General features: G+C 69.6%; 22 protein-coding genes. 6 read left to right on the top strand and 16 right to left on the bottom strand.

From position 1 onward, the window contains the following. Nucleotides 1–14: 14 nt before the first annotated feature. Complete coding sequence (locus tag IE325_RS10380) at nt 15–2,966, bottom strand: UPF0182 family membrane protein (protein WP_190069801.1); 2,952 nt, start codon at nt 2,964–2,966, stop codon at nt 15–17. 166 nt (nt 2,967–3,132) lie between these two features. On the opposite strand from IE325_RS10380, the gene IE325_RS10375 reads away from it, so the two are divergent. Further along, nucleotides 3,133–3,675 (top strand): PPA1309 family protein, encoded by a 543-nt coding sequence (locus tag IE325_RS10375; protein ID WP_268256342.1) that lies wholly within the window; start codon nt 3,133–3,135, stop codon nt 3,673–3,675. 73 nt (nt 3,676–3,748) lie between these two features. Here the strand turns inward: IE325_RS10375 and IE325_RS10370 are convergent, their stop codons facing one another. The 4 genes from IE325_RS10370 to IE325_RS10355 all read right to left on the bottom strand — a co-directional run bounded on the left by IE325_RS10370 (nt 3,749) and on the right by IE325_RS10355 (nt 6,895). Further along, a complete protein-coding gene (locus IE325_RS10370; protein WP_190069497.1) occupies nt 3,749–4,846 on the bottom strand; it encodes a YlbL family protein in 1,098 nt (365 codons plus the stop codon). 62 nt (nt 4,847–4,908) lie between these two features. Then, a complete protein-coding gene (locus IE325_RS10365; protein ID WP_190069496.1) occupies nt 4,909–5,073 on the bottom strand; it encodes a hypothetical protein in 165 nt (54 codons plus the stop codon). Nucleotides 5,074–5,203: 130 nt separating this feature from the next. After that, nucleotides 5,204–5,665 (bottom strand): molybdenum cofactor biosynthesis protein MoaE, encoded by a 462-nt coding sequence (locus IE325_RS10360; protein ID WP_190069495.1) that lies wholly within the window; start codon nt 5,663–5,665, stop codon nt 5,204–5,206. A gap of 111 nt (nt 5,666–5,776) precedes the next feature. Next, nucleotides 5,777–6,895: an SDR family oxidoreductase gene (locus IE325_RS10355; protein ID WP_190069494.1), complete on the bottom strand. Its 1,119-nt coding sequence runs from the start codon at nt 6,893–6,895 to the stop codon at nt 5,777–5,779. 192 nt (nt 6,896–7,087) lie between these two features. Here IE325_RS10355 and IE325_RS10350 point away from each other — a divergent pair, with 192 nt between their 5' ends. Together IE325_RS10350 and IE325_RS10345 are read left to right on the top strand one after the other, a co-directional pair. Then, on the top strand, nt 7,088–8,536 hold the full coding sequence (locus IE325_RS10350; RefSeq protein WP_190069493.1) for a zinc-dependent metalloprotease: 1,449 nt from the start codon (nt 7,088–7,090) through the stop codon (nt 8,534–8,536). Beyond that, a complete protein-coding gene (locus IE325_RS10345) occupies nt 8,533–9,054 on the top strand; it encodes an NUDIX hydrolase (RefSeq protein WP_190069492.1) in 522 nt (173 codons plus the stop codon). Before IE325_RS10350 ends, IE325_RS10345 begins: the two co-directional genes overlap by 4 nt. Nucleotides 9,055–9,130: 76 nt before the next feature. Here IE325_RS10345 and IE325_RS10340 read toward each other — a convergent pair whose 3' ends face one another. The 4 genes from IE325_RS10340 to IE325_RS10325 all read right to left on the bottom strand — a co-directional run bounded on the left by IE325_RS10340 (nt 9,131) and on the right by IE325_RS10325 (nt 13,033). Beyond that, nucleotides 9,131–9,886 carry an AIM24 family protein gene (locus IE325_RS10340; protein WP_190069491.1) on the bottom strand — a complete coding sequence of 252 codons (756 nt, stop codon included), beginning with the start codon at nt 9,884–9,886 and terminating at the stop codon, nt 9,131–9,133. A 19-nt stretch (nt 9,887–9,905) separates the two neighbouring features. Continuing rightward, entirely contained in the window at nt 9,906–10,586 is a 681-nt protein-coding gene (locus IE325_RS10335) for an AIM24 family protein (RefSeq protein WP_030974882.1), read from the bottom strand. Between the two features lie 11 nt (nt 10,587–10,597). After that, on the bottom strand, nt 10,598–12,322 hold the full coding sequence (locus IE325_RS10330; protein ID WP_190069490.1) for a TerD family protein: 1,725 nt from the start codon (nt 12,320–12,322) through the stop codon (nt 10,598–10,600). A gap of 114 nt (nt 12,323–12,436) precedes the next feature. Then, entirely contained in the window at nt 12,437–13,033 is a 597-nt protein-coding gene (locus tag IE325_RS10325; RefSeq protein ID WP_190069489.1) for a M48 metallopeptidase family protein, read from the bottom strand. 323 nt (nt 13,034–13,356) lie between these two features. Here IE325_RS10325 and IE325_RS10320 point away from each other — a divergent pair, with 323 nt between their 5' ends. Both IE325_RS10320 and IE325_RS10315 read left to right on the top strand, forming a co-directional pair. Next, nucleotides 13,357–14,565 (top strand): TOMM precursor leader peptide-binding protein, encoded by a 1,209-nt coding sequence (locus IE325_RS10320; RefSeq protein WP_190069488.1) that lies wholly within the window; start codon nt 13,357–13,359, stop codon nt 14,563–14,565. Then, nucleotides 14,558–15,928, top strand: coding sequence for an ABC1 kinase family protein (locus IE325_RS10315; protein ID WP_190069487.1), 1,371 nt, complete (start codon nt 14,558–14,560; stop codon nt 15,926–15,928). Before IE325_RS10320 ends, IE325_RS10315 begins: the two co-directional genes overlap by 8 nt. An 86-nt stretch (nt 15,929–16,014) precedes the next feature. Here the strand turns inward: IE325_RS10315 and IE325_RS10310 are convergent, their stop codons facing one another. The 5 genes from IE325_RS10310 to IE325_RS10290 form a co-directional block, all read right to left on the bottom strand. Beyond that, nucleotides 16,015–16,230, bottom strand: coding sequence for a hypothetical protein (locus tag IE325_RS10310; protein ID WP_190069486.1), 216 nt, complete (start codon nt 16,228–16,230; stop codon nt 16,015–16,017). A 136-nt stretch (nt 16,231–16,366) separates the two neighbouring features. Further along, nucleotides 16,367–16,690 (bottom strand): putative WhiB-interacting protein, encoded by a 324-nt coding sequence (locus IE325_RS10305; protein WP_190069485.1) that lies wholly within the window; start codon nt 16,688–16,690, stop codon nt 16,367–16,369. Next, a complete protein-coding gene (locus IE325_RS10300; RefSeq protein WP_109496206.1) occupies nt 16,687–17,055 on the bottom strand; it encodes a WhiB family transcriptional regulator in 369 nt (122 codons plus the stop codon). The genes IE325_RS10305 and IE325_RS10300 overlap by 4 nt, the downstream gene beginning before the upstream one ends. Nucleotides 17,056–17,228: 173 nt before the next feature. Then, nucleotides 17,229–17,555 carry a hypothetical protein gene (locus tag IE325_RS10295; RefSeq protein ID WP_190069484.1) on the bottom strand — a complete coding sequence of 109 codons (327 nt, stop codon included), beginning with the start codon at nt 17,553–17,555 and terminating at the stop codon, nt 17,229–17,231. A gap of 165 nt (nt 17,556–17,720) precedes the next feature. Then, nucleotides 17,721–19,916, bottom strand: a complete 2,196-nt coding sequence (locus IE325_RS10290) for an ATP-dependent DNA helicase UvrD2 (RefSeq protein WP_190069483.1) — start codon at nt 19,914–19,916, stop codon at nt 17,721–17,723. A 185-nt stretch (nt 19,917–20,101) separates the two neighbouring features. Here IE325_RS10290 and IE325_RS10285 point away from each other — a divergent pair, with 185 nt between their 5' ends. After that, on the top strand, nt 20,102–20,344 hold the full coding sequence (locus tag IE325_RS10285) for a mycoredoxin (protein WP_190069482.1): 243 nt from the start codon (nt 20,102–20,104) through the stop codon (nt 20,342–20,344). Nucleotides 20,345–20,406: 62 nt separating this feature from the next. Here IE325_RS10285 and nudC read toward each other — a convergent pair whose 3' ends face one another. After that, the gene (nudC, locus tag IE325_RS10280) at nt 20,407–21,348 is read right to left on the bottom strand and encodes an NAD(+) diphosphatase (protein ID WP_190069481.1); all 942 of its coding nucleotides are present in this window, start codon (nt 21,346–21,348) and stop codon (nt 20,407–20,409) included. A gap of 157 nt (nt 21,349–21,505) precedes the next feature. After that, on the bottom strand, nt 21,506–22,909 hold the full coding sequence (locus tag IE325_RS10275) for a dipeptidase (RefSeq protein WP_190069480.1): 1,404 nt from the start codon (nt 22,907–22,909) through the stop codon (nt 21,506–21,508). Between the last annotated feature and the right edge of the window lie 4 nt (nt 22,910–22,913).

Below are 22,913 nucleotides of genomic sequence, written 5' to 3'. Positions count from 1 at the left end.
ATCAACCGTCGCTCCTAGGTGCCGGTGGGACTGCCGCTCGGTTTGGGACTCGCGCTCGGGCTCGCGCTCTCACCGCCGCCGCCCGCACCGCCGCCGGTCTTGTCCGGCTGCGACTGCGCGTCCTCGGCCCGCCTCAGCGCGTCCTCCAGATCCTTCTGCGCCTTGCCGTACGCCTCCCAGTCGCCCTTCTTCAGGGCGTCCTGGCCGGCCTCGAAGGCCTTCTGGGCGTCGTCGAGCGCTTCTTGGACCGTCGGGTTGTTGGACGTCGGCGGAGGCTTCGTACCGCCGTCATCGCCCTCGTCGGGTGGCGGGGTGGTCGTGGCGTCCGCTCCGAAGACCTTGTTGAGGGCCTCGTCGAGCGTGTCCTCGAAGGCGGTGGTGCCGCCGTAGGACACCAACACCTTGCGCAGCAGCGGGTACTTGAGCCCGCCACCGCGTACATAGACCGGCTCCACATAGAGCAGTCCGCCGTCCAGTGGCACCGCGAGCAGGTTGCCGTACTCGACCTCGGAGTCGCCGCCTCTCAGCAGCCTGATGGTCTCGGCGATGTCCTGTTCGGAGTTGAACTGGCTCTGGACCTGACTGGGCCCGTTGACCGTGGTGTTGGTCGGCAGTTTCAGGATTCTGATCTTGCCGTAGTCACTGGTGCCCGCCTCGGCGTCGACGGCCATGAACGCGCTGAGGTTGTCCCGGCCGTTCGGTGTGAGTGTCGTAGTCAGCGAGAACGCCTGCGCCGCCTGGTCGGGCATCTTCATGCTCAGGTAGTACGGCGGCGTCGCACTGCCCGACTTGTTGGTCGGGTCGTCCGGCACCTGCCAGACCTCGCTGCCGCTGAGGAACGTCGTGGCGTCCTTCACGTGGTAGCGGGTGAGCAGCTCGCGCTGGACCTTGAACAGGTCCTGCGGGTAGCGCAGATGGGCCATCAGCGACTTCGAGATCTCGCTCTTCGACTCCACCGTGCCCGGGAACGCCTTCATCCAGGTCTTCAGGACCGGGTCCTTGGTGTCCCACTGGAAGAGCTTGACCTCGCCGGTGTAGGCGTCGACGGTCGCCTTCACCGAGTTGCGGATGTAGTTGACCTGGTTCTGCTGCGCCACGACCGCCCGCTGGTCGTTGGTCGCGGTCAGCGAGTCAGCCGTCGTGTCACCGAGGGTCGTGCGCGAGGAGTACGGGTAGCCGTTCGTGGTCGTGTACGCGTCGACGATCCACTGGATACGGCCGTCCACGACCGCCGGGTAGGCGTCGCCGTCGATGGTCAGCCATGGGGCGACCGCCTCGACGCGCTCCTTGGGCGTGCGGTTGTACAGGATGCGCGAACCGTCGCCGATCGCACCGGAGTACAGGATCTGCGGCTCACCGAAGGCGACCGCGTACGCGGCACGGTTGACCGGGTTGGAGAGGCTGACGCCGCTGTCGGCCTTGTAGCTGTAGGTCTTCTCACCGCTGTCGTCGGAGTAGTCGATCTCCTTCTGGGGACCGCCGACGATCGAGTACATCGTGGTCTTCTCGCCGTAGTAGACCCGCTGTTCGTACGTCCCGAGGTCGCCCTTGGACGGCAGATCGGACTCGGTGAAGTCCGGGCGGCCCTGGGAGTCGGCGCTGGTTCCTTCGGCGGCGACCACGCCGTAGCCGTGGGTGTAGCGGAAGTGGTCGTTGATCCAGTTCCGCTTCGGGATGCCGTTGAGATTGATCTCACGCAGACCGATGACGGTGTCCTGGTCCTTGCCGTCCTTGGCGTACCGGTCGACGTCCAGGTTGGTCGGGAACGCGTAGTAGTTCCTGATCTGCTGGAGCTGCTGGAACGTCGGCGAGACGATGTTCGGGTCCAGGATGCGGATGCTCGCCGTGGCGTCGACGTCGTCGCGCAGCTTCGTCTTGTCCTCGGTCTTGCTGCTGCCCGCGTACTCGGTGACCTGGGTGCCGTCGATGCCGTACGCCTCGCGCGTCGCCTTGAGGTTCTTCTCGACGTACGGCGCTTCCTTGGCCTGCTCGTTGGGCTGGACCTGGAACTTCTGCACGATCGCCGGGTACAGGCCGCCGATGAGGATCGCGGAGAGCACCATCAGGCCGAAGCCGATGACGGGCAGCTGCCAGGTGCGCCGCCACAGGGTGGCGAAGAACAGCAGCGCGCAGATCACGGCGATGCAGAACAGGATCGTCTTGGCCGGCAGATAGGCGTTGGCGTCGACGTACCTGAGGCCGGTCCAGTTGTCGGTCGCCTTGAAGTCGCTGGACTTCACCGCGAGTCCGTACCGGTCGAGCCAGTACGCGACGGCCTTCAGGGCGACGAAGACGCCGATGAGGACCGACAGATGGCCGGTGGCGGCGGCCGTGGCGCGCGCGCCCGGGCTGGTGATGCGCAGCCCGCCGTACAGGTAGTGGGTGAGCGCGGCGGCGATCACGGAGAGGATCGCGGCGGCGAAGCCGAAGCCGAGCAGGAACCGGTACCAGGGCAGGTCGAAGGCGTAGAAGCCGACGTCGAGGTGGAACTGGGGGTCCTTCTCACCGAAGGGGACGCCGTTGACCCACATCAGCCAGGTCCGCCACTGGCTGGAGGCGGAGGCGCCGGCGATCAGGCCGACCAGGGCGGTGATCGCGAGCAGCAGCCACTTCTTGTAGGGCGCGATGCCCATGCGGTAGCGGTCGAGGCTCTGCTGCTCCATCGACATGGCGCTCAGCGGCGGGCGCAGCCGGTGGGCCAGCCAGATGTTGAAGCCGACGGCGAGGGCCATCAGCAGACCGAAGACGAAGAAGAGTCCGATCTTCGTCCACAGCGTGGTGGTGAACACCGAGGAGTAGTTCACCGATCGGTACCAGAGCCAGTCGGTCCAGAACCCCGCGAACATGGTGAAGGCCATGCCGAGGACGGCGAGCACGCCCAGTGTCATGAGCAGGGTCCGGACACGCCGGGACGGGCGTCCCACTCTGATCCGTGGCCCGGTCGGGCCTCCGCCGCGGTCCGGCATCTGGAAAGCCAAGGTTCGCACCCCGAAGTTCGCTGTTGGTCTTCGTCAGGCCCGCGTCTTCGTGGACCCCTCGTGGCCCCCCGTGATCGTGGGCCCACACCTATGCAACTTACTCACCGTTTACTCGGTTCCCGATTCCGGCCAGGAACGAGAGAGGATTGTGACCATGTCCAACACTCCCATGGCTGCGAACCCGCTGACCCGGGCCGTCCTCGAGATCGACGAGTACGCCTCCGGCCTCGGCTGGGACCAGCCCGCCCGCCTTTTCGCCCTCGTCGACACCGCACGGCTGCGAGTCCAGGAACCCGGCCTCGCCGCCCAGCTCGGCCTGGGGGACGAGCAGGAGTCCACCGGCCTGACCCCGATCGAGCAGGACGAACTTCCAACGGGCAAGCAGCTCGACGAGTTCCTCGGCACGATCGCCTGGCCCGACGCGGTGGCCGGCTGCGCTCTCACGGTGGAGCGTCTGATGCTGCCGCCGTCCGCCGAGGCTCAGGTCCCGCAGGGCCTGAGCGACGCCAAGCTCGCGAAGTGGGTGGCGGAGCACCCGGACCGTCAGGAGGTCCGCATGACGGTCGCGGTCCTGCGCGACGGCACCCGCGAGTCGGCGCTGCGCCTGCGTGAGAAGGACACCCCGACGGAGGTCCTCACCGGCCCCGACCTCGTCCCGGGCCTGGCGGAGGCACTGACGGCGACCTTCGCGGACTGAGCTCTTCCGGTACGACGACGGGGGCGCCTCTCGGTGTGAGGGGCGCCCCCGCTGTTGTACGGATGCCTGTCGCTCAGCCCTTGCCCGTGCACTTCGGCAGGTCGGCGGTGTCGCCGGAGCGGATGTCCTTCATGGCGCCGAGGGCGTCGTCGATGGTGTCGACCTTGACGAGGGTGAGCCCGCCGGGCACGTCCCTGGCGGCGGTCGCGCAGTTGTCGGCGGGCGTCATGAAGTACTGGGCGCCCTTCTCGCGCGCGGCGATGGTCTTCATCTCGATGCCGCCGATGGGGCCGACCTTGCCGGTGTCGTCGATGGTGCCGGTGCCGGCCACGAACTTGCCGCCGGTGAGGCTGCCGGGGGTGAGCTTGTCGTAGAGGCCGAGGGAGAACATCAGGCCCGCGCTGGGGCCGCCGACGTCGGCGAGCTTGATGTCGATGCTGAACGGGAAGGTGTGGTCGGTCCCGGCGGAGATCCCGACGATGGCGCGCTTGTCGCCGCTGTCGGTGGACTGGGCGGTCCTGATGGTGACCTTCTCGGTCTTCGTCGGCGTCCGGCGCTCCTTCTCCGCGGCGGCCTGCTCCTTGGCGGGCACGATCGTGAAGACGACGTCCTGTCCGGGCTTGTGCTTGGTGACCTGCTCGGCGACGTCCCCGGGCTCCTTGATCGTCGTACTGTCGACGGCCTTGATGACGTCACCGGCGTGCAGTTTGCCCTCGGCCGGGGTGCCCTTGACGACGGTGGAGACGATCACCCAGCTCCTCACGGGGATGTCCAGCGCCTTGAGGGCCGCGACCTTGGCGCTCTCCTGGGACTGGCTGAACTCCTCGGCGTTCTCCTGGGTGGACTGCTCCTCGGTCTTGCCGTCCGGGTAGAGGGTGTCGTGCGGGACGACCTTGTTGTCGTGCGCGAGCCAGCCGTAGACGGCCTCGACGAGGTTCATCTTGTAGTCGGCGCTGGTGACCCGGACGGTGGTCATGTTGAGGTGACCGCTCGTCGGGTAGGTCTTGCGTCCGGAGATCTGCAGCACCGGCTCACCGTCGTGATCGCCGAGGGTGTTGACGGTCGGCCCCGGGGACATCTCCGCGTACGGCACGGGAATGAACACTCCCGCGCACAGGAGCGCGATCAGCATCAAGGTGGAGGCGAGCATCGTCGCGGTGCGGCGTGGCATGCCTCGAATGTACGTGACAGTCCTGTCAGAGCCCCGTCAGGGCCGTGAACCCGCCCCTGTGATCATGTGGCGGAGTCGGACTTCTCCATGGCCGCGCGGAATCGGGCGTACCCGTCGAGCTCCGGGCCGTCGCCCCGGGCCTTTCGGGTGCGGTTGGCCCAACTGCCCCACAGGCCGGCGCAGACCGCGGCCAAGAGCGGAATAAGCAACCAGGCGAGAGCCGCCATGCCGTCCTCCCATCCCCATGAGCGACCGCAACTGACTGATCAGCAGATTAACCACTGGCACTGACAACGCTCACGCCAGGGGTGCGGTTACGCAAGCGGAGTGGGGTGGATGGGGGTTGGGCGGGAGGGGTCAGCAGGCGCCCACCCACTCCTCGGCGCCGTCGGAGAACCGCTGGTGCTTCCAGATCGGCACCTCGTGCTTGAGGTCGTCGATCAGTTTGCGGCACGCCTCGAAGGCCTCGCCCCGATGGGGGCAGGACACGGCGACGACGACCGCGAGGTCCCCGACCTTGAGGTCCCCGACGCGGTGCACGGCCGCGAGCGCCCGCACCGGGTACTCGGCGACGACCTTCTCGGCGATCCTGCGCATCTCGGCCTCGGCGCTGGGATGGCACGAGTACCCGAGCTCGTCGACGTCGGCACCCCCGTCGTGGTTGCGCACGGTCCCCACGAACAGCGCGGTCCCGCCGGCGGCGTCGTCCCCGACGGCCCGGAAGACCTCGTCCAGGGAGAGGGCCGTCTCGCGGATGGCGATGAGCTTGACGGGGTCCTGAGCGCCCTGCTCACCGGGGTGATCGTTGGTAGGTGCCATGGCTCCATCGTGCCCCACGCGTGTGAGGAGGGGGAATAGCGTCATCGCCCGGCACACGCGTGTGCCGGTTTGGAGCCTCCTACAGCCGTACGGCCCGCGGCGCACGCCCGCTCAGATCCGGCGCCGTGCCTTCCGCGCCCGCCGCACGACGGCCGCCGCGCCCAGCAGGGCCACGGTGGCTCCCGCGGCGCCGGCCGCTGTCGCGTCCTTGCGTCCGAGCCGGCGCCCAGCGACGGTGTGGCGGCCGGAGACCTCCTCCAGGAGTTCCGCGAGGACTTCCTCGTTGGTCCACTGCGGCCGCCATCCCGCTTCATGGAGCCGGCTTCCACTGATCACCCACGGATACATCGTGTAGGCCAGGTCACCTGCCGGGGACGGCGTGAGGCCGATGCGGTGCAGGCGGGCCGCCGCTCCGAGGGCGACCGCCGAGGGCAGCTCCATGCGCCGGATGCCGCTGAGCTCCTCGACCTCCTCCTGCTCCAGCCAGCCGTCGCAGCCGACGGCGAGTTCCCCTTCGACTTTCTCCAGGACGGCGTACTCCAGGGCGCTGCACAGGTCCTCGACGTGGCAGAACTGCCAGGCGGGCCTCGATCCGGCGACGACGAGCAGCCGGGGCGACTCGAAGTACCTGGTCAGCGCGGTGTCGGTGCCGCCCACCAGCACGGCCGGGCGTACGACGGTGACATTGAGTCCGGGGTGGGCCCTGGGTGCCCTGCGCGCGAGGCGTTCGATCTCCAGGAGGTCGCCGACGCCGGTGGCCTCGGCCGTCGCGCGCAGTTCGGCGTCCTCGGACAAAGGCAGCTCGTTGTCGTCGAGTGCCCCGTAGACCATCGCCGAGGTGCACAGCACGACGCGGTGGATCCCGGCCGCCGCGGCGGCCGTCAGAACGGTCTGCGTCCCCCGAACGTTGTATGCGGTGCGCGCGGCCGCATCCGTCTCCAGATCCAGGTCGAGCGCCAGGTGAACGACCACGTCGGCGCCCCGCAGCTTCTCCGCGATGGCCGGATCCCGCACATCGAGGATGTGCCACTGGGCCGCCGCGCACTCGCCCCGCCGCTCGTCGATGGCGATGACCTGCTTGACCTCGTCGGACGCGACCAGCCGCTCCGTGAGCAGCGCGCCGATCCCCGACGCGGCGCCGGTCACCGCGACGACGGGGCCGCGCGCGCCGCGCGCGGAGGGGGTTGACTGGTTTCGCGCTGCGCGAACCTGCGGATCAGGGGAACTCACCGGGCGTCTCCAGCGGTTGTCTTCAGTACGGACGCGAGTGACGCGTACGTACCAGGTGGCATCCATCCTGCCGCAGGCCGAGAGTCGGCGAAGCACCGAGGCCCGATCGCCTCGCGGTGTCTACGCTGGGTGGTGTTATCGGGCAGTCGTGCCGCCGGCGCCAGCCGGTGGCCTTACCAGCCGAGGAATCCCGTGAGTGACACCCCATTCGGATTCGGCCTTCCGCCGGAGGAGCCGGACGACGGCGACGAGGGCAAGAAGAAGGACCAGGAGAGCGGTGGTGGTCAGGGACCGGCCAACCCGTTCGGTTTCGGCGGGCTGCCCGGTGCCGGGGGCTTTGGCAGCCCTGGCGCGGACAATCCGTTCGCGGCCATGTTCGGCTCGCTGAACCCCACCGACCTCGGGGCCGCGTTCCAGCAGCTCGGGCAGATGCTCTCCTACGAGGGCGGCCCGGTGAACTGGGACATGGCCAAGCAGATCGCCCGCCAGACGGTCTCCCAGGGCACCGCCGACGGCACCAAGGACGCCAGCGTCGGCCCCGCCGAGCGCACCGCCGTCCAGGAGGCCGTGCGCCTGGCCGACCTGTGGCTGGACGACGCGACGTCCCTGCCGTCCGGCGCGGGCACCGCCGTCGCGTGGAGCCGCGCGGAGTGGGTCGAGGCGACCCTGCCGGCGTGGCAGGAGCTCGTCGACCCGGTCGCCGAGCGCGTCGGCACCGCGATGGGCGATGTCCTGCCGGAGGAGATGCAGGCCATGGCCGGCCCGCTGATCGGCATGATGCGCTCGATGGGCGGCGCCATGTTCGGCACGCAGATCGGGCAGGCCGTCGGCGTGCTCGCGGGCGAGGTCGTCGGCTCGACCGACATCGGCCTGCCGCTGGGCCCGGCCGGCCGGGCCGCGCTGCTGCCGGTGAACATCGAGACGTTCGGCAAGGACCTGGGCGTGCCGAAGGAGGAGGTGCGGCTGTATCTCGCCCTGCGCGAGGCCGCCCACCAGCGCCTCTTCGCGCATGTGCCGTGGCTGCGCTCGCATCTGTTCGGCGCGGTCGACGGCTATGCGCGCGGCATCAAGGTCGACACCGCCAAGCTGGAGGACGTGGTCGGCCAGTTCGACCCGCAGAACCCCGAGCAGCTTCAGGACGCGCTCCAGCAGGGCATGTTCCAGCCGGAGGACACCCCGGAGCAGAAGGCGGCCCTGGCCCGTCTGGAGACGGCTCTGGCGCTCGTGGAGGGCTGGGTCGACGCGGTGGTCCACGCTGCCGCCAAGCCCCGTCTGTCGTCCGCGGACGCGCTGCGCGAGACGCTGCGTCGCCGGCGTGCCTCGGGCGGTCCGGCGGAGCAGACGTTCGCCACGCTGATCGGCCTGGAGCTGCGCCCGCGCCGGCTGCGCGACGCCTCCCGTCTGTGGGCGTCGCTCACGGACGCGCGCGGGGTCGACGGGCGTGACGCCCTGTGGCACCACCCGGACATGCTGCCGACGGCGTCCGACCTGGACGACCCGGACGGCTTCGTGCACCGCGAGCAGATCGATTTCTCCGAGCTGGACAAGATGCTCGGCGAGGCCGCGGGCGGCACCGGGAAGCCGAATCTGAAGAAGGACGACGACTCCGACGACGACTCCAAGGGCGACAGCGCCGAGTGAGCCTCTTCGACGACGCGGTCCTCGTGCTGAAGGACTACGAGGACCAGGCGGATCTCCGTCAGGCCTACCTGGAGCATCTGGAGACCCACGCGGACGGCATGTGGAAGGCCTGCGGCGACGGGCACATCACGGCGAGCGCGCTGGTGATCGACCCCTCACGCGGGCGCGTGCTGCTCACTCTGCACAAGAAGCTGCGGATGTGGCTGCAGATGGGCGGCCACTGCGAGCCGACCGACGAGACGCTGGCGGCGGCCGCCCTGCGTGAGGGCACTGAGGAGTCGGGAGTCGCGGGACTGACCCTGCTGCCGGGCGGCCCGGTCCGCCTGGACCGCCACCGCACGCCGTGCGCCTGGCACCTGGACGTCCAGTACGCGGCGCTGGCTCCCGCCGGTGCCGTGGAGTCGATCAGCGACGAGTCCCTCGACCTGCGCTGGTACGCCTACGGCGAGGTGGCGGACGTGGCGGACGAGTCGGTCGTACGGCTGATGGAGGCGACGCGGGCGAGGCTCGCGGCCTGAGACACCGGTCGGTACCGGCCCACGTGTAAGGGGCGACCGCCATGGCGCTCGCCCCTTACGTCTGCTTTCCGGACGGTCAGCTCCAGACGTTGCCCTGGTTCTGCCCCCGGGCCCCCTGCTGCCCCATGCCGTACTGCGCGGACAGGCCGGAGCCGATCTGGGCGTTCTGCGGCGGCAGCAGTTCGCTGGGCTGGACAAGCGCGAAGCCGGAGCCCATGAAGCTGAGCTCCCAGCCCTCGCCGGTGTTCCCGCGGCGCCGCCACACCCCGGAGGAATGCGTCTGGGCCTGCATCTGCACCCGCAGCGCGGTGGACCAGGCGACGATCGCGTCGGCGTCGCAGTTGACGTACTTGTCGGGCGTCACGGTCATCATCAGCGGCATCCCGGAGGTCATGAGGGCGACCTTGCCGCGACCGGTGATGTTGAGCTGGTACTTACCCGAGCCGGAGATGCCGTAGAGGCTGTCCACGGCGATGACCTCGTGGTGCAGCGAGGAGTCCATCGCCAGCACATAACTGCTGTCGACGGTCAGCCCGTCCTGGTCGACGTCCATGATGTGGACCTGCTGCTTGAGGTTGGCGAGGTAGACCGTGCCCTGTCCATGGCAGCGCATCAGGTCCAGGCCCTCACCCGTGCGGGCACGCGCGCGTCCCTGCTGGTTGCTCTGGTACTCGGCGTCGAACTCGACCAGGCCCTGGTAGGCGACCATGGTGCCCTTGCGGGCGAGGATGTCGTCGTGCCCCTCCAGGCCGACGCGGAGCATCTGCTTGTTCTGCAGGCTCCAGCGGTCCTGGGTCTGCTGATCGTTGTAGGCGAAAATCGGGCTCTGCATGGCGTTCTCTCGCTCCCCCTCAGCCCCGGACCCGGAGGCGGTCGGTACTGTCCTCGCTGGGCTGCACGACGACGATGCCCTGGCCGGAGAAGGCCATCTGGTAGGCCTCGCCGCTGCCGCGGCCGATGAGGGACTGCGCCTTGAAGCTGCGCTTGCCCTTCACCTTGAGGTTCGGCGACCAGGCGACGAGCGCGTCCGGGTCGACGTACGTCTCGTCCTCGCCGCCGCCGCAGTCGACGACGATCGGCTTGCCCCGGGAGGTCAGCGCGACCCAGCCCTGCCCGGAGATCTTGGTGTTCCACAGGCCCTGCCCGGCGAACTTCGCCAGGCCCTTGACCCGCTCGACGCCCCACGTCAGATGCGCGTCGAAGGCGAGCAGGTTGGTGGCGTTGACGGAGATGCCGTCGCCGTTGAGGTTGATCACGACGACGTTGGCGCCGTAGTCGGCGAGGTAGAGCAATCCGTCGCCGGAGCACTTCATCAGGGGCGCGCCCTCACCGGTCATCCAGTCCTTGGCGATCTGGCGCACGGCCGGCGGGTTGGGCTCGTACTGGACGAACCCTTCGTAGGCGACCATCGAGCCCACGCGCGCGAGGAGGTCGTTCCCGGTCTGCATGGCGACCTTCAGCATGTGGTTGCCGTGGTTCTCCATGCGGGCGGTGACGGGTGCGGGGGCGTAGCCCGCGAGTGGCTGGTTCATGACGGGCTCCCTCAGATCTCGTACGGCTGGACGACGATGAAGTTGCCGGGAGCGGCCCGGAACTGGAGGTTGACGCTCTCTCCGGTGTCGCCGGGGTAGGCGTTGCGGCGCATCCGGACCTGGCTGGAGACGACCACCTGGGCGGCGGACGACCAGGCGACCACGGCGTTGCAGTCGGCGAACGTCGTGGGCGTCACCGGCAGCACCACGGGCGTGCCGTGCGTCTTGACGACGATCGTGCCGGTGCCCGTGAACTGCATCGTGAACAGCGCGCCACCGGGGATGCCGTGCCCCTCGATACGGCGGACCTCGTACTGGAGGCCCTCGTCGAAGGCGAGGACGTTCTCGGCGGAGACACAGATGCCGTCGCCCTGGAGCTCGATGGGGTGCACCATCGAGTTGTTCTCGGCGAGGAAGACCTGGCCCTGGCCGGAACAGCGCATCAGCTGCATCTCCTGGCCGGTGGCGTTGCCCACGATCCGGCCGGCGAATCCGGCGCCCTTGTAGCTGAAGTCGACCTTGCCCTGGTAGAGCACCATGCTGCCCTGCCGGGCGAGCACGGGCTGGCCACCGATGCCGAGGTCGACGCGGACCATCTTCTTGTTCTGCTGCGTCCAGCGCTGACCGGTCGGCGTCTCCTTGAACTGCTGGAGCGCCGAGGCCACACCGGGACCCTGAGGCGCGCCTTGCGGGGCACCCTGCGGGGCTCCATAGGGCGCCTGCTGGCCGGGGACCTGCCCGTAGGGGGGCTGCTGGCCGTAGCCGGGTGGCGGGGTGGGCTGGCCGTAACCGGGCGGCGGGGCCGGGGCGTGCGGCGCCTGAGGTGCCGCGGGCGCCTGGGGGTAGCCGTAGCCGGGAGGCGGCGGGGCCGAGGGCTGGCCGTACGGCTGCTGTCCCGGCTGGCCGTAGGGCGCGGGCGCCGGGGCGGGCGGCGGCGGGGCGCCTCCGGGCGGCGTCATGGGCGCGATGATGGTCGGCTGGGCGTGCACCGAGGGCGCCGGGCTCGGCGGCGGCGGGGTGGATCCCGGCGGGGGCGCGAAACCCTGAGCGGCCGGGGCCGGCGCGGGTGCCGGAGGGGCCGGCTGGGGGGCCGGCGCGGGCGCTCCGGCCGGGGCGCCGAACGAGGGCGGCGCGGCGGCCTGGGCGGGCGGCGCGAAGCTGGGAGTCGCACCGGCCTGGGGCTGCTGCGGGGCGGCGGGCGCCTCCTCCTCGGCGACTTCGCCGCCGAAGTTCTTCAGCAGCGCCTCGAGGCCGCCGTCGAAGCCCTGCCCGACCGCGGCGAACCGCCAGACGTCCTTCAGATAGAAGTCGCCCAGCATGACGGCGCGTTCGGTGGAGAACTCCGAGCCGTTGAAGGAGTACCGGGCCACCTCCTCGCCACCGGCGACGATACGGACGTACCCCGGACCGACCTGCGACATCTGTCCGGCGCCGTCGATGGTCGCCGTGAAGGACAGCTTCTGGATCTGCGGGGGGATCCTGTCGAGCGTGATCCGGAAGGACTCCGTGTCACCGGCCTGGGCGCCGAGGAGCTGGATGGACTCCTCGGGGGACTTCGGCTGGTTGAAGAAGACGAAATAGCGGTCGTCCGAGAGCCGTTCGTCGGCGTCGAGACCGAAACAGCTGATGTCGAAGCTCAGCCCTGGGGCGGCGATCTGTACCCCTACGTACAGATCCGTGCCCGCGGTGAGGTCACTGATCTTGGCCTTGTGGCCGCGTTGGAATTCCCTGGCCATGCGTAACGACCGTCCCCCATCCCGAATGTAAGTGCGTCGCGCCAGGCTAACGGCAAACTCGGACATCGCACGAAGCCGGTACAGACCCGGTACACAACCCGGCTCTCGGGCTGCTCATTCTCCGCGCGCGCCGGGAAGATGCGGCAGGCGCTCGGCGGCGACCACCCCTTCGAGATAGCCCTTCGCCCGCTCGGTACGGGGATAGGCCTCCAGCAGCCGCCAGAAGCGGGGCCCGTGCCCGGGCACCAGGAGATGCGCCAACTCATGCAGAAGCACATAGTCGACGACATACTCGGGCATACCCTGCAACCGATGCGAAAGACGAATACTGCCCTCGGCCGGAGTGCACGACCCCCAACGCGTGTTCTGATTGGTCACCCAGCGCACCGAATTGGGCCGGGCACGACCGTCCAGGAACTGGTCCGACAACCGCTCGGCCCGCTCCGCCAGTTCGTCGTCACCGAGGACCCGCTTGCTCTCCTGAGCCGCCAGCTTGTCCAGCATGACGTTCACCCAGCGCTGCTCCTCGGCCTCGGACATCCGGGCAGGGATGAGCACGACAGTACGATCGCCCTCGCGGTACGCCGAGACCGTCCGGCGGCGCCGGGCGCTTCTGCGGACCTCGATCGCGCTCGCCCCCGAGCCGCTCGGCGGCGGGCTCGTCGTACTGCGCTGTGGCGTTCCGGCGCGGTGCAGTGGGTCGGCGGACACGCCCCGACGTTACCCGCTGCACATGGGGGAAGTCCCGACTCCGGGACGGTTCGATCCCGATCCCCCACCGTGCGTTTGATTTGTACGACGAATATCCACCGCCTGTGGACAACTTTCGGCACCGGCCGCCGCTTCCGGGCATGCTGGCATGCGTCGGCGAAGCTGAGCCCAAGCTCCACCGACACACGGGGATGTTCCACGACGGCTACGGGGGCCAGCTCATGCAAGCGACATCTGCCAACGCTTCAGACATTTCGCCGAGTTCGACGGCACCGCCGACACCACCATCGCCACCGACTCCGCCGGCTCCACTAGCTCCGCTGATGAAGCCCGCACTCAAGCGCGGCTGGCGCGACCTCAATACGGTGCAGTTCGGGATGACTCCGGCACACGCGCTGACCCTGGGCCCGATGGACACCGCGACAGGCAGCTTCCTCGACCTGCTCAACGGCACCCGCGGACTGGAGCTGTTGCGCGAAGAAGGCCGCCGCATGGAACTGCCGGACGGTCACGTCGACACACTGGTGCGGCGACTGGCATCAGCAGGCCTCCTGGACGACGCCAAAGGAGGCGGCCCCGCGGGCGACACCCTGCGAGGCAAGAAGGAGGCCCTCGACCGACTGCGCCCCGACCTGGCCTCACTGTCCCTGACCACATCCGAACCCGGTGAGGCGATCAGCCGCCTCACAGCCCGCCGCTCACTGCGCGTACAGGTGAGAGGAGCCGGCCGCGTGGGCGCGCTGGTGGCCTCACTGCTGTCGGCCGCAGGAGTCGGCGAAGTGGACGTGCGCGACATCGGCCGGGTCGACCCATGGGACGTGACACCCGGCGGCCTGCCCGCCGAAGCGATCGGCGACCGCAGGGACGAGGCCGCGCGGCGGACGGCACGCCACTGCGCCCCGGACCGCCCACCACGCCGGACCCGCCACACCCGCCTCGGCGAGGAAAGCACCGGCCACTCCCTGGTGATCATCGCGCCCCGGGACGACGTCGCCGTGCACGCCCCCTCACCGTCCGCGACCGAACCCCTCATCACCTCCGGCACACCCCACCTGTACGCCGGTGTCGTCGAGGCAACCGGCATGGTCGGCCCGCTCGTCCTGCCCGGCGAGACCCCCTGCGCCGGCTGCCTGCACGAAGGACGCACCGACCGGGACCCGGCCTGGCCCCGACTGGTCGCCCAGTGGCGCTCGGGGACGGCAAGGACACGCGACGTACGGCCCTGCGACCTCACACTGGCCACCACCGTCGCCGGACTGACGGCCGCACACGCCCTCACCTTCCTCGACGGCCGGCTTCCATCGAGCGCGGGTGCACGCTGGGAGGTGTCCCTACCCGCTCTGACCTGGCACGCCCGACCGGTATGGGCACATCCCGCATGCCCGTGCGGCGCCACGGAGAAAGGTGAGGGAGAACACCCCTCCGATGAGGAGGAGTCGCACGAGACAATGGCAGAGCATCGGCCGTCGAAGGAGTTGCGCCGTAAGGCAGACGCGAAGCGGCTGGCTGGGACCTGGAGGGCGCATGTCTGATCTTCCCCGCAAGGCGGTCACCCGTACCGCCAAGCTCGCCGCGCTCCCGCTCGGCTTCGCCGGGCGGGCCACCTGGGGACTCGGCAAGCGGATCGTCGGCGAGTCCGCGGAGCTCGTCGGCCGCGAGCTGCAGCAGCGCACCGCGGAGCAGATGTTCAAGGTGCTCGGCGAGCTCAAGGGCGGCGCGATGAAGTTCGGGCAGGCCCTGTCCGTCTTCGAATCGGCCCTGCCCGAGGAGATCGCCGGCCCCTACCGCGCGGCACTCACCAAGCTCCAGGAGGCGGCACCCCCGATGCCGACCCGCACCGTGCACTCCGTGCTCGCGGAGCGGCTCGGTGAGGACTGGCACGACCTTTTCGAGGAGTTCGAGGACAAGCCGGCCGCGGCCGCCTCGATCGGCCAGGTGCATCGCGGGGTGTGGCACGACGGCCGCGAGGTGGCGGTCAAGGTGCAGTACCCAGGAGCCGGCGAGGCCCTCCTGTCCGACCTGAACCAACTGAGCCGTTTCGCCCGACTTCTGGGTCCGCTGATTCCCGGCATGGACATCAAGCCGCTCATCACGGAACTCAAGGACCGCGTCTCCGAGGAACTGGACTACGCCTTGGAGGCGCAGGCCCAGCAGGCCCACGCGGACGAGTTCACCGACGATCCGGACGTCGTCGTGCCCGCGGTGGTCCACCAATGCGAGCAGATCCTGATCACGGAGTGGATCGACGGCATCCCCCTCTCCGAGGTGATCTCCGACGGCACCCAGGAACAGCGCGACCGCGCCGGCCAGCTCCTGGCCCGCTTCCTCTTCTCCGGCCCCGCCCGCACAGGCCTGCTGCATGCCGACCCGCACCCGGGCAACTTCCGCCTCCTGCCGGGCGACCCGGAGGGCGAAGGTGACTGGCGCCTGGGCGTCCTGGACTTCGGCACGGTCGACCGCCTCCCCGGCGGCCTACCCACCCCCATAGGCGACTCCCTGCGCATGACCCTGGACGGCGAGGCGGACTCCGTCTACGAACTCCTCTGCGCCGAAGGCTTCGTCAAGGAATCAATAGACCTCGACCCCGACGCCGTCCTGGACTATCTGCTGCCGATCATCGAACCGGCCCAGGTCGACGAGTTCACCTTCACCCGCGGCTGGATGCGCAGCCAGGCCGCTCGGGTGGCCGACCCTCGCTCCCCCGCCTACCAACTGGGCAAACAGCTCAACCTGCCCCCGGCGTATCTCCTCATCCACCGGGTGACGCTGAGCACGATCGGGGTGCTGTGCCAGCTGGGCGCGACGGTACGGCTGCGCGAGGAACTGGAGGAGTGGCTCCCCGGATTCGTACCGGAAGAGCCGACGGACGAGGAGGGCTCGGCGGCGGAGGCCTGAGCCGACGCTGGCTGCGCGACGGGAGGGACGGGGGGGGAGGGGGCGGGGGGGGGAGCCCCCCCCCGACGAGGAGTTATCGCCCCGCCTTACCACCAAGCCGAATCCAGCCGCCCCTCGATCGCCCTCAGGTTCTCCCGGGAGCAGGTGTCGCAGAAGTAGCGGTGGGTGCCGTTCTCGACGGAGTAGGTCCAGGTGGGCTGTGGGGCCTTGGCCTGGGCGCCGCAGCGGGCGCACACGAGGAGCTGGGGCTCCGGGGCTGGGGCGGAGTCGCCGTTGTCACTGCCTCCGGGAAGACTCGTCACTCGGTGACGATACCTCCGCCGCTCTGGGTTCGGCGGGCACAACGCACCGCGGGGGCCGGTCCGTTCCTACGGACCGGCCCCCGCGGGGAGCTATCGCCTCCCGGGTCGGGAGGCAACCGGATGGTGGCCGGGGTGGTTACTGCATGACCGCCATGGCGAGCGCGCGGCGGGCGCGCAGCGAGGCGCGTTCGGCCCGGCGCTGCATTCGGCGAGCGGTCGCCAGGCGCAGGGCCCGGCGTTCCCGCTCGGCCTCGTGCTGTCGCTCGTGCATATGCGCACGGGCGAGGGCTTCTTGGATGAGTTGCATCTCTCGGTTCCTGTTCTGGCGCGAGGTGTTGGCGCCACTGGTGGTGAAGTCTTCAGGCGCGGAGCCTGCGAGTTCGTGGGTGGACGGCTTCATCGGGGCCTGCTTCTGGGGGTCGTGCGTTAGGGGACGGTCGATCGTGCCTGCGGTGTTCATGCCGTGACCGGGTTCTTGCGCGGGCGGCCACGCGGCCGCTTCCGGGCGACGACGACACCCTGGACGAACAGCTCGCCACCCCAGACGCCCCAGGGCTCACGCCGCTCCTTGGCGCCGGCGAGGCAGGCCTCGATCAGCGGGCAGGTGCGGCAGAGGGACTTGGCGTACTCGACGTCCGCCGGCGACTCGGCGAAGAAGACCTCCGGGTCGTAGGAGCGGCAGGGGACGGGTACGCCGAGGTTCTCGATGGCGTCGTCGAGCGCGGTGAGCGCAGTGAGCGGGGTCAAGGTGGAGTCCTCCGTGAGGCCGGGCTTGGGGATCGCGTCTGAGGGCGGTACGGACGGGGCGTGCGCTTCGAGTTGCACGGTTCGTCTTCCTCGTCTGTTCGTTCCGGCCCTGTTGGGCCGGGTGGCGGCTGGTACCGGATTCTTTTGTCCCGAGGCCCCTTCGCTCCGTTGTCCCTGTGGGAGGACAAACAGAAGGGCCGCGGATCCCGGATGGGGTTCCGCGGCCCTGAAGGCGCCGGCCTGATCGACTGTCAGGCTGGATCACTCCAGGGTTCTGGCCCACGGAAGGCCCACATCTGGTGGTGCTGCTTCGTCTGCTTCCGGTTTCCGGCACCGGTCGCCGTAAAGGCATAGGCCTGCGCCTTTGCCGTTACTGCCGCTTCCAGTGCCTTGGTCGGTCGCTCATTGCGCTCGCGGACGGGAAGGTCTGCGAGGGACAGGGCGGAGGCCGGGCGGACGGCACGGATGCCGGACAGACCGGTGCCCTGGTTCGAGGCGCCGAGCATGCACAGGGAGGCGACGACCGAGCGATCGGTCATTTTGACGGTGCTGATGGAGCTGCTGTTGATGCTGATCACTGGACTCGCCTCCTCTCGGCGTCTTGGGGGACTGGGGTGAGCCAGTCCGACGGGTATGTAAGTAGAACACGGAATTGGGGCCTCCGAGAAGGCCTCCGTTCCCGTGGCTAAGAACCTATGGGGATTGCTGGGGCATGCGCAAACTATTTTTTCGACGAGTTCGTGTCATTCCCCGCCGGAGCCGTCCTCAAGCTCCTGACCTGCGCAGATGGCGAGGACTTCGGCTCCGTAGTGGTCGAGCTTTCGCTTGAGGACTCCTGGGATGCGGGACAGCTCAACCGGACTGGTCGGCTCCGCCTCGGCGATGGCCATCAGGGTTCTGTCCGTGAAGACGCAGAAGTCCGGTTGTCCGCTGAGCCTGGCCTGGACGCCGCGCCATTCGCGGAGTCGTTCGTAGAGGCCCTCGTCCATGTCGGAGGGGCAGTCCTCGCAGCGCATCAGCTTCATCTCACCGGCGTCGGTGAGGGTGCGCCCGCAGACGCGGCAGCGGGCCGGGGTGCGCTGGGTTCGTCTGGGGGCGGTGTCGGGTCTGCTGGTGAAGCCGCGTTCGACGCTTCCGGTGCCTGCTGCCGCGCTGCGTCCCACGGTGGCGGTCGAGCCGGGGCGCAGTCCGTCGAGGAAGCGGCTGGGGCGGCGGTTGGGGCGGCCGCCGGGTGCGCGGCTGAGTGACCAGGAGACGTGGAGGTGGCGGCGGGCGCGGGTGACTCCGACGTAGAGGAGGCGGCGTTCTTCCTCGATCTGTTCGTCGGTCTTTGCGTAGGTGATCGGCATCATGCCTTCGGCGACGCCGACCAGGAAGACGACGTCCCATTCGAGGCCCTTGGCCGAGTGCAGGGAGGCGAGGGTGACGCCCTGGACGGTCGGGGCGTGCTGGGCGTTCGCTCGTTCGTCGAGTTCCGCGACGAGGTCGGCGAGGGTGGCGCCGGGTTTGGCGGTGGTGAAGTCCTGGGCGAGGTTGACCAGGGCCGCCAGGGATTCCCAGCGCTCTCTGACGGCTCCGGAGCCGGCGGGTGGCTGGGTTGTCCAGCCCTCTCCCGACAGCACGGCACGTACTTGTGAGGGCAGGTCCACGGCGTCGTCGAGGAGGGTGTCGTTGCCGCCGAAGCGGGCGGCGCCGCGCAGGGCGATGCTGGCTTTGCGCACTTCGGGGCGGTCGAAGAAGCGCTCGGCGCCGCGCAGCTGGTAGGGGACGCCCGCGTCGGCGAGGGCCTGCTCGTAGGTCTCGGACTGGGAGTTGGTGCGGAACAGGATGGCGATCTCGCCGGCGGGGATGCCGGAGGCGATGAGTTCCCTGATGCGGCGGGCGGCGCCTTCGGCTTCGGCGGGTTCGTCGGTGTATTCGGTGTAGAGGGGTTCTGGGCCTGCGTCGCGTTGGGAGATCAGTTCCAGGCGGTGGTCGGCGGCGCGGCCGCTGGCCTGGGCGAGCAGGCCGTTGGCGAGGTGGACGACCTGGGGGGTGGAGCGGTAGTCGCGGACGAGTTTGACGACGGTGGCGCCGGGGTGTCGGGTGCGGAAGTCGAGCAGGTGGTCGGGGGTTGCTCCTGTGAAGGAGTAGATCGTCTGGCTGGCGTCGCCGACCACGCAGAGGTTGTCCCGGTTGCCGAGCCAGAGTTCCAGCAGGCGTTGCTGGAGTGGGCTGACGTCCTGGTATTCGTCGACGACGAAGTGTTGGTACTGGGAGCGGACCTGGTCGGCGATGTCGTGGCGGTCCTGGAGGATGCCGACGGTGAGCAGGAGGACGTCTTCGAAGTCGATGACGGAGCGGTCGCGCTTGAGGTCTTCGTAGACGTTGTAGATCTGGGCGATCTCGGCGGGGTCGCGGGGGGTTTCGCGGCCGGCTTTGGTGGTGGTGAGCGGGTAGTCGGCGGGGATGGTCTGGGTGACCTTGGACCATTCGATCTCGGCGGTGACGTCCCGGAGCTCGCCTCGGTCGAGGCGGATGTGGCAGGCGGCGGCTGCGTCGGCGACGAGTTGGATCTTGCGGTCGATGAGGCGGGGCAGGGAGCCGCCGACTGCTTTCGGCCAGAAGTACTGGAGCTGGCGTAGGGCGGCGGAGTGGAAGGTGCGGGCTTGGACTCCGGCGGCGCCGAGCTGGCGCAGTCGGCCGCGCATCTCTCCGGCGGCGCGGTTGGTGAAGGTGACGGCGAGCACGCTGGAGGGCTGGAGGATGCCGGCTCGGACTCCGTAGGCGATGCGGTGGGTGATGGCTCGGGTCTTGCCTGTGCCTGCGCCCGCGAGTACGCACACCGGCCCGTGCAGGGCGGTCGCCACTTCGCGCTGCTCGGGGTCGAGTCCTTCGAGCACCGCGTCGGCAGAGTCCGGTACCTGCGGGAAGAGGGTGGAGTGCGTTGCTGCTGTCACACGGCCATGCTGCCAGGTCGCGGGAGGCGGCTGTGCTGGTTGTCCACAGGCAGGCACTGATAGTCGTACTAATGCGGCAGGCGTCACGTGGGCGGGCATACCCCGGGTGGGAATGGCGCCGTGGTCGTGTGTGTTCTTTGATCGGACGACCTGTTCCCCCGAGCCATCCAAGGAGCGCGCGAGACATGCAGGGCACTGTGACGATGTACAGCACCACGTGGTGCGGTTACTGCCAGCGGCTGAAGAAGCAGCTGGAGCGTGAGGGCATCGCGTACACCGAGATCAACATCGAGCAGGACCCCGAGTCCGCGGCGTTCGTCGAGAAGGCGAATGGCGGGAATCAGACGGTCCCGACCGTACTTTTCGGCGATGGTTCGACGCTGACGAACCCGTCGCTGGCTCAGGTGAAGCAGAAGATCGGCGTGTGAATCGACGCGCATGCGAAAGGTGGCCGCCCCCGGTCGGGGGCGGCCACCTTTCGCGTTGCTGCTCAGACGCTGCGGGTCGGCAGTGGTTTGCCGTACCAGCGTTCGATCAGACGGGCCGCGATCGAGATGCCGTAGGGCGGCAGGACTTCGCCGGATTCGAAGGCGGCGCCCAGTTCCTCGCGGGAGAACCAGCGGGCTTCGTGGATCTCGTCGCCGTCGACCTCGACCTCGGTGGAGGTGGCCTGGGCCATGAAGCCCAGCATGAGGCTGGACGGGAAGGGCCAGGGCTGGCTGGCGACGTACTCGACCTGGCCGACGGTGATCCCGGCTTCTTCGAAGACCTCGCGGCGCACGGTCTGCTCGATGGATTCGCCGGGCTCGACGAAGCCGGCGAGGGTGGAGAAGCGGCCTTCGGGCCAGTGGACCTGGCGGCCGAGGAGGATGCGGTCGTCCTCGTCGGTGACGGCCATGATCACGGCGGGGTCGGTGCGCGGGTAGTGCTCGGCGCCGCAGGCGGGGCAGCGGCGGATGTGGCCGGCCGCGGCGATGACGGTGCGCTCGCCGCAGCGGGAGCAGAAGCGGTGGGTGCGCTGCCAGTTCTCCAGGCCAACGGCGTGCACCATGAGGCCCGCGTCGCGTGGTGACAGCAGCAGGCCCGCTTCGCGCAGGCCGGCGGCACGCGCGGACTGGTCGATGCGGCCGGGCAGCGCGTCCTTCTGGAGGGCGAAGTAGCTGACGCCGTCTTCGTCGATGCCGAGGAAGTAGCGGTGTGCCTCGGTGAGGGGAGCTTCGAAGGAGGGGGTCGTGACGAGTTCGGTGCGTCCGTCCGCTGTCTCGTCGATGAGGACCTGGCCGCCGGAGACCACGAAGCAGCGGGTCGTGGGGTGGCTCCATGCCGCTGCGAGCCAGGCTTCGTCGAGCCGGTGGTGGGCGGCGCGGTCGATGCCGCTGGGGGCGGTGAGCGAGATGGGTCGGTCGGCGGTGTGGTCGGTCCAGGTGGTCACGGGTGCTTCCAACTCCCCCAGTGGAACGGTGTGCTTCGGCGGGCGGATCGGCGGGACGTGGGACGGGAGGCGACCGGGGGCGGCTGGGCTCGGCGGCGCGGGGGCGGCGGTTTCAGTGTGCCCCGCGCGCGATGCCCCTCCGGGCGGCCGGGGTGGCTCAGGGTGCATGGCGCCAGTTCGCGGCCAGGTCGCTCCACAGGTAGGCGGCGGTTTCGACGCCTTTGAGGAGAAGGTCGAGCTCGACCTTCTCGTTGGGTGCGTGCCAGCCGTCGGAGGGGACGGAGATGCCGAGGAAGAGCACGGGTGCGTCGAGGACGTCCTGGAGGTCGGTGGCGGGTCCGGAGCCGCCCTCGCGGGTGAAGCGGACGGGCTTTTCGAAGGCGCGGCTCATGGCGTGTGCGACGGACTTCAGGGCCGGGTGGTCCAGTGGGGTCAGACAGGGGCGTGTGGCCCCGCTGAACGTCATCTCGCTGCGGATCCCGGCGGGTATCCGGTCGGCGGCCCAGGCGCGGACGGCCTTCTCGATGTGCTCGGGGTCCTGTCCGGCGACGAGCCGGAAGGAGATCTTCACCATGGCGGAGGACGGGATGATCGTCTTGCTGCCGGGGCCTTGGTAGCCGCCTCCGATGCCGTTGACCTCGGCGGTGGGGCGGGCCCAGATGCGCTCCAGGGTGGTGTGGCCGGCCTCACCGTGGGTGGCGTGGGACTTGGCGGTGCGCAGCCATTGCGCTTCGTCGAAGGGCAGCTCGGCGAAGAGTTCCCGCTCACGGTCGGTCAGTTCGACGATGCCGTCGTAGAAGCCGGGGATCGCCACGCGTGCGTGTTCGTCGTGCAGGGCGGCGACGAGGCGGGCGGCGGCGGTCGCCGGGTTGGGGACGGCGCCGCCGAAGGATCCGGAGTGGATGTCCTGGTCGGGGCCGTAGAGCTGGATCTCGCATTCGGCGAGGCCGCGCATGCCGGTGCACACGGTGGGGGTGTCCTCGGACCACATGCCGGTGTCGGACACGATCACGGCGTCGGCCGCGAGCCGCTCGGCTTGCTCCTCGACGAGGGCGCGGAAGTGCGGGGAGCTGGATTCCTCCTCGCCCTCGATCAGCAGCTTGAGGTTGACGGCCGGGGTGGTGCGGCCGGTGGTGGCGAGGTGGGTGCGGACGCCGAGTGTGTGGAAGAACACTTGGCCCTTGTCGTCGGCTGCCCCGCGCGCGTAGAGGCGGCCGTCGTGGACGACGGGCTCGAATGGGTCGCTGTCCCAGCCGTCCTCGCGGGCGGCGGGCTGCACGTCGTGGTGGCCGTAGACGAGGACGGTGGGTGCCTCGGGGTCGTCGGAGGGCCACTCGGCGAAGACGGCGGGGGCGCCCGGCGTGGGCCAGACCTCGGCGGTCGGGAAGCCGGTCTCCTTGAGTTTGGCGGCGAGCCAGTCGGCGCTGCGGCGTACGTCGGGCGCGTGGTCGGGCTGGGCCGACACGGAGGGGATGCGCAGCCATTCTGCGAGGTCGTCGAGGAAGGTGGCGCGGTGCTGCTCGATGTACGTACGGACGGCGCTGTCCGGGGTCTGGCTCATGGTC

Source organism: Streptomyces lanatus (assembly GCF_014655715.1).
Classification (GTDB): domain Bacteria; phylum Actinomycetota; class Actinomycetes; order Streptomycetales; family Streptomycetaceae; genus Streptomyces; species Streptomyces lanatus.
The sequence above is the reverse complement of the archived record's forward strand: the minus strand, read 5'-3'. Positions and strand labels throughout refer to the sequence as shown.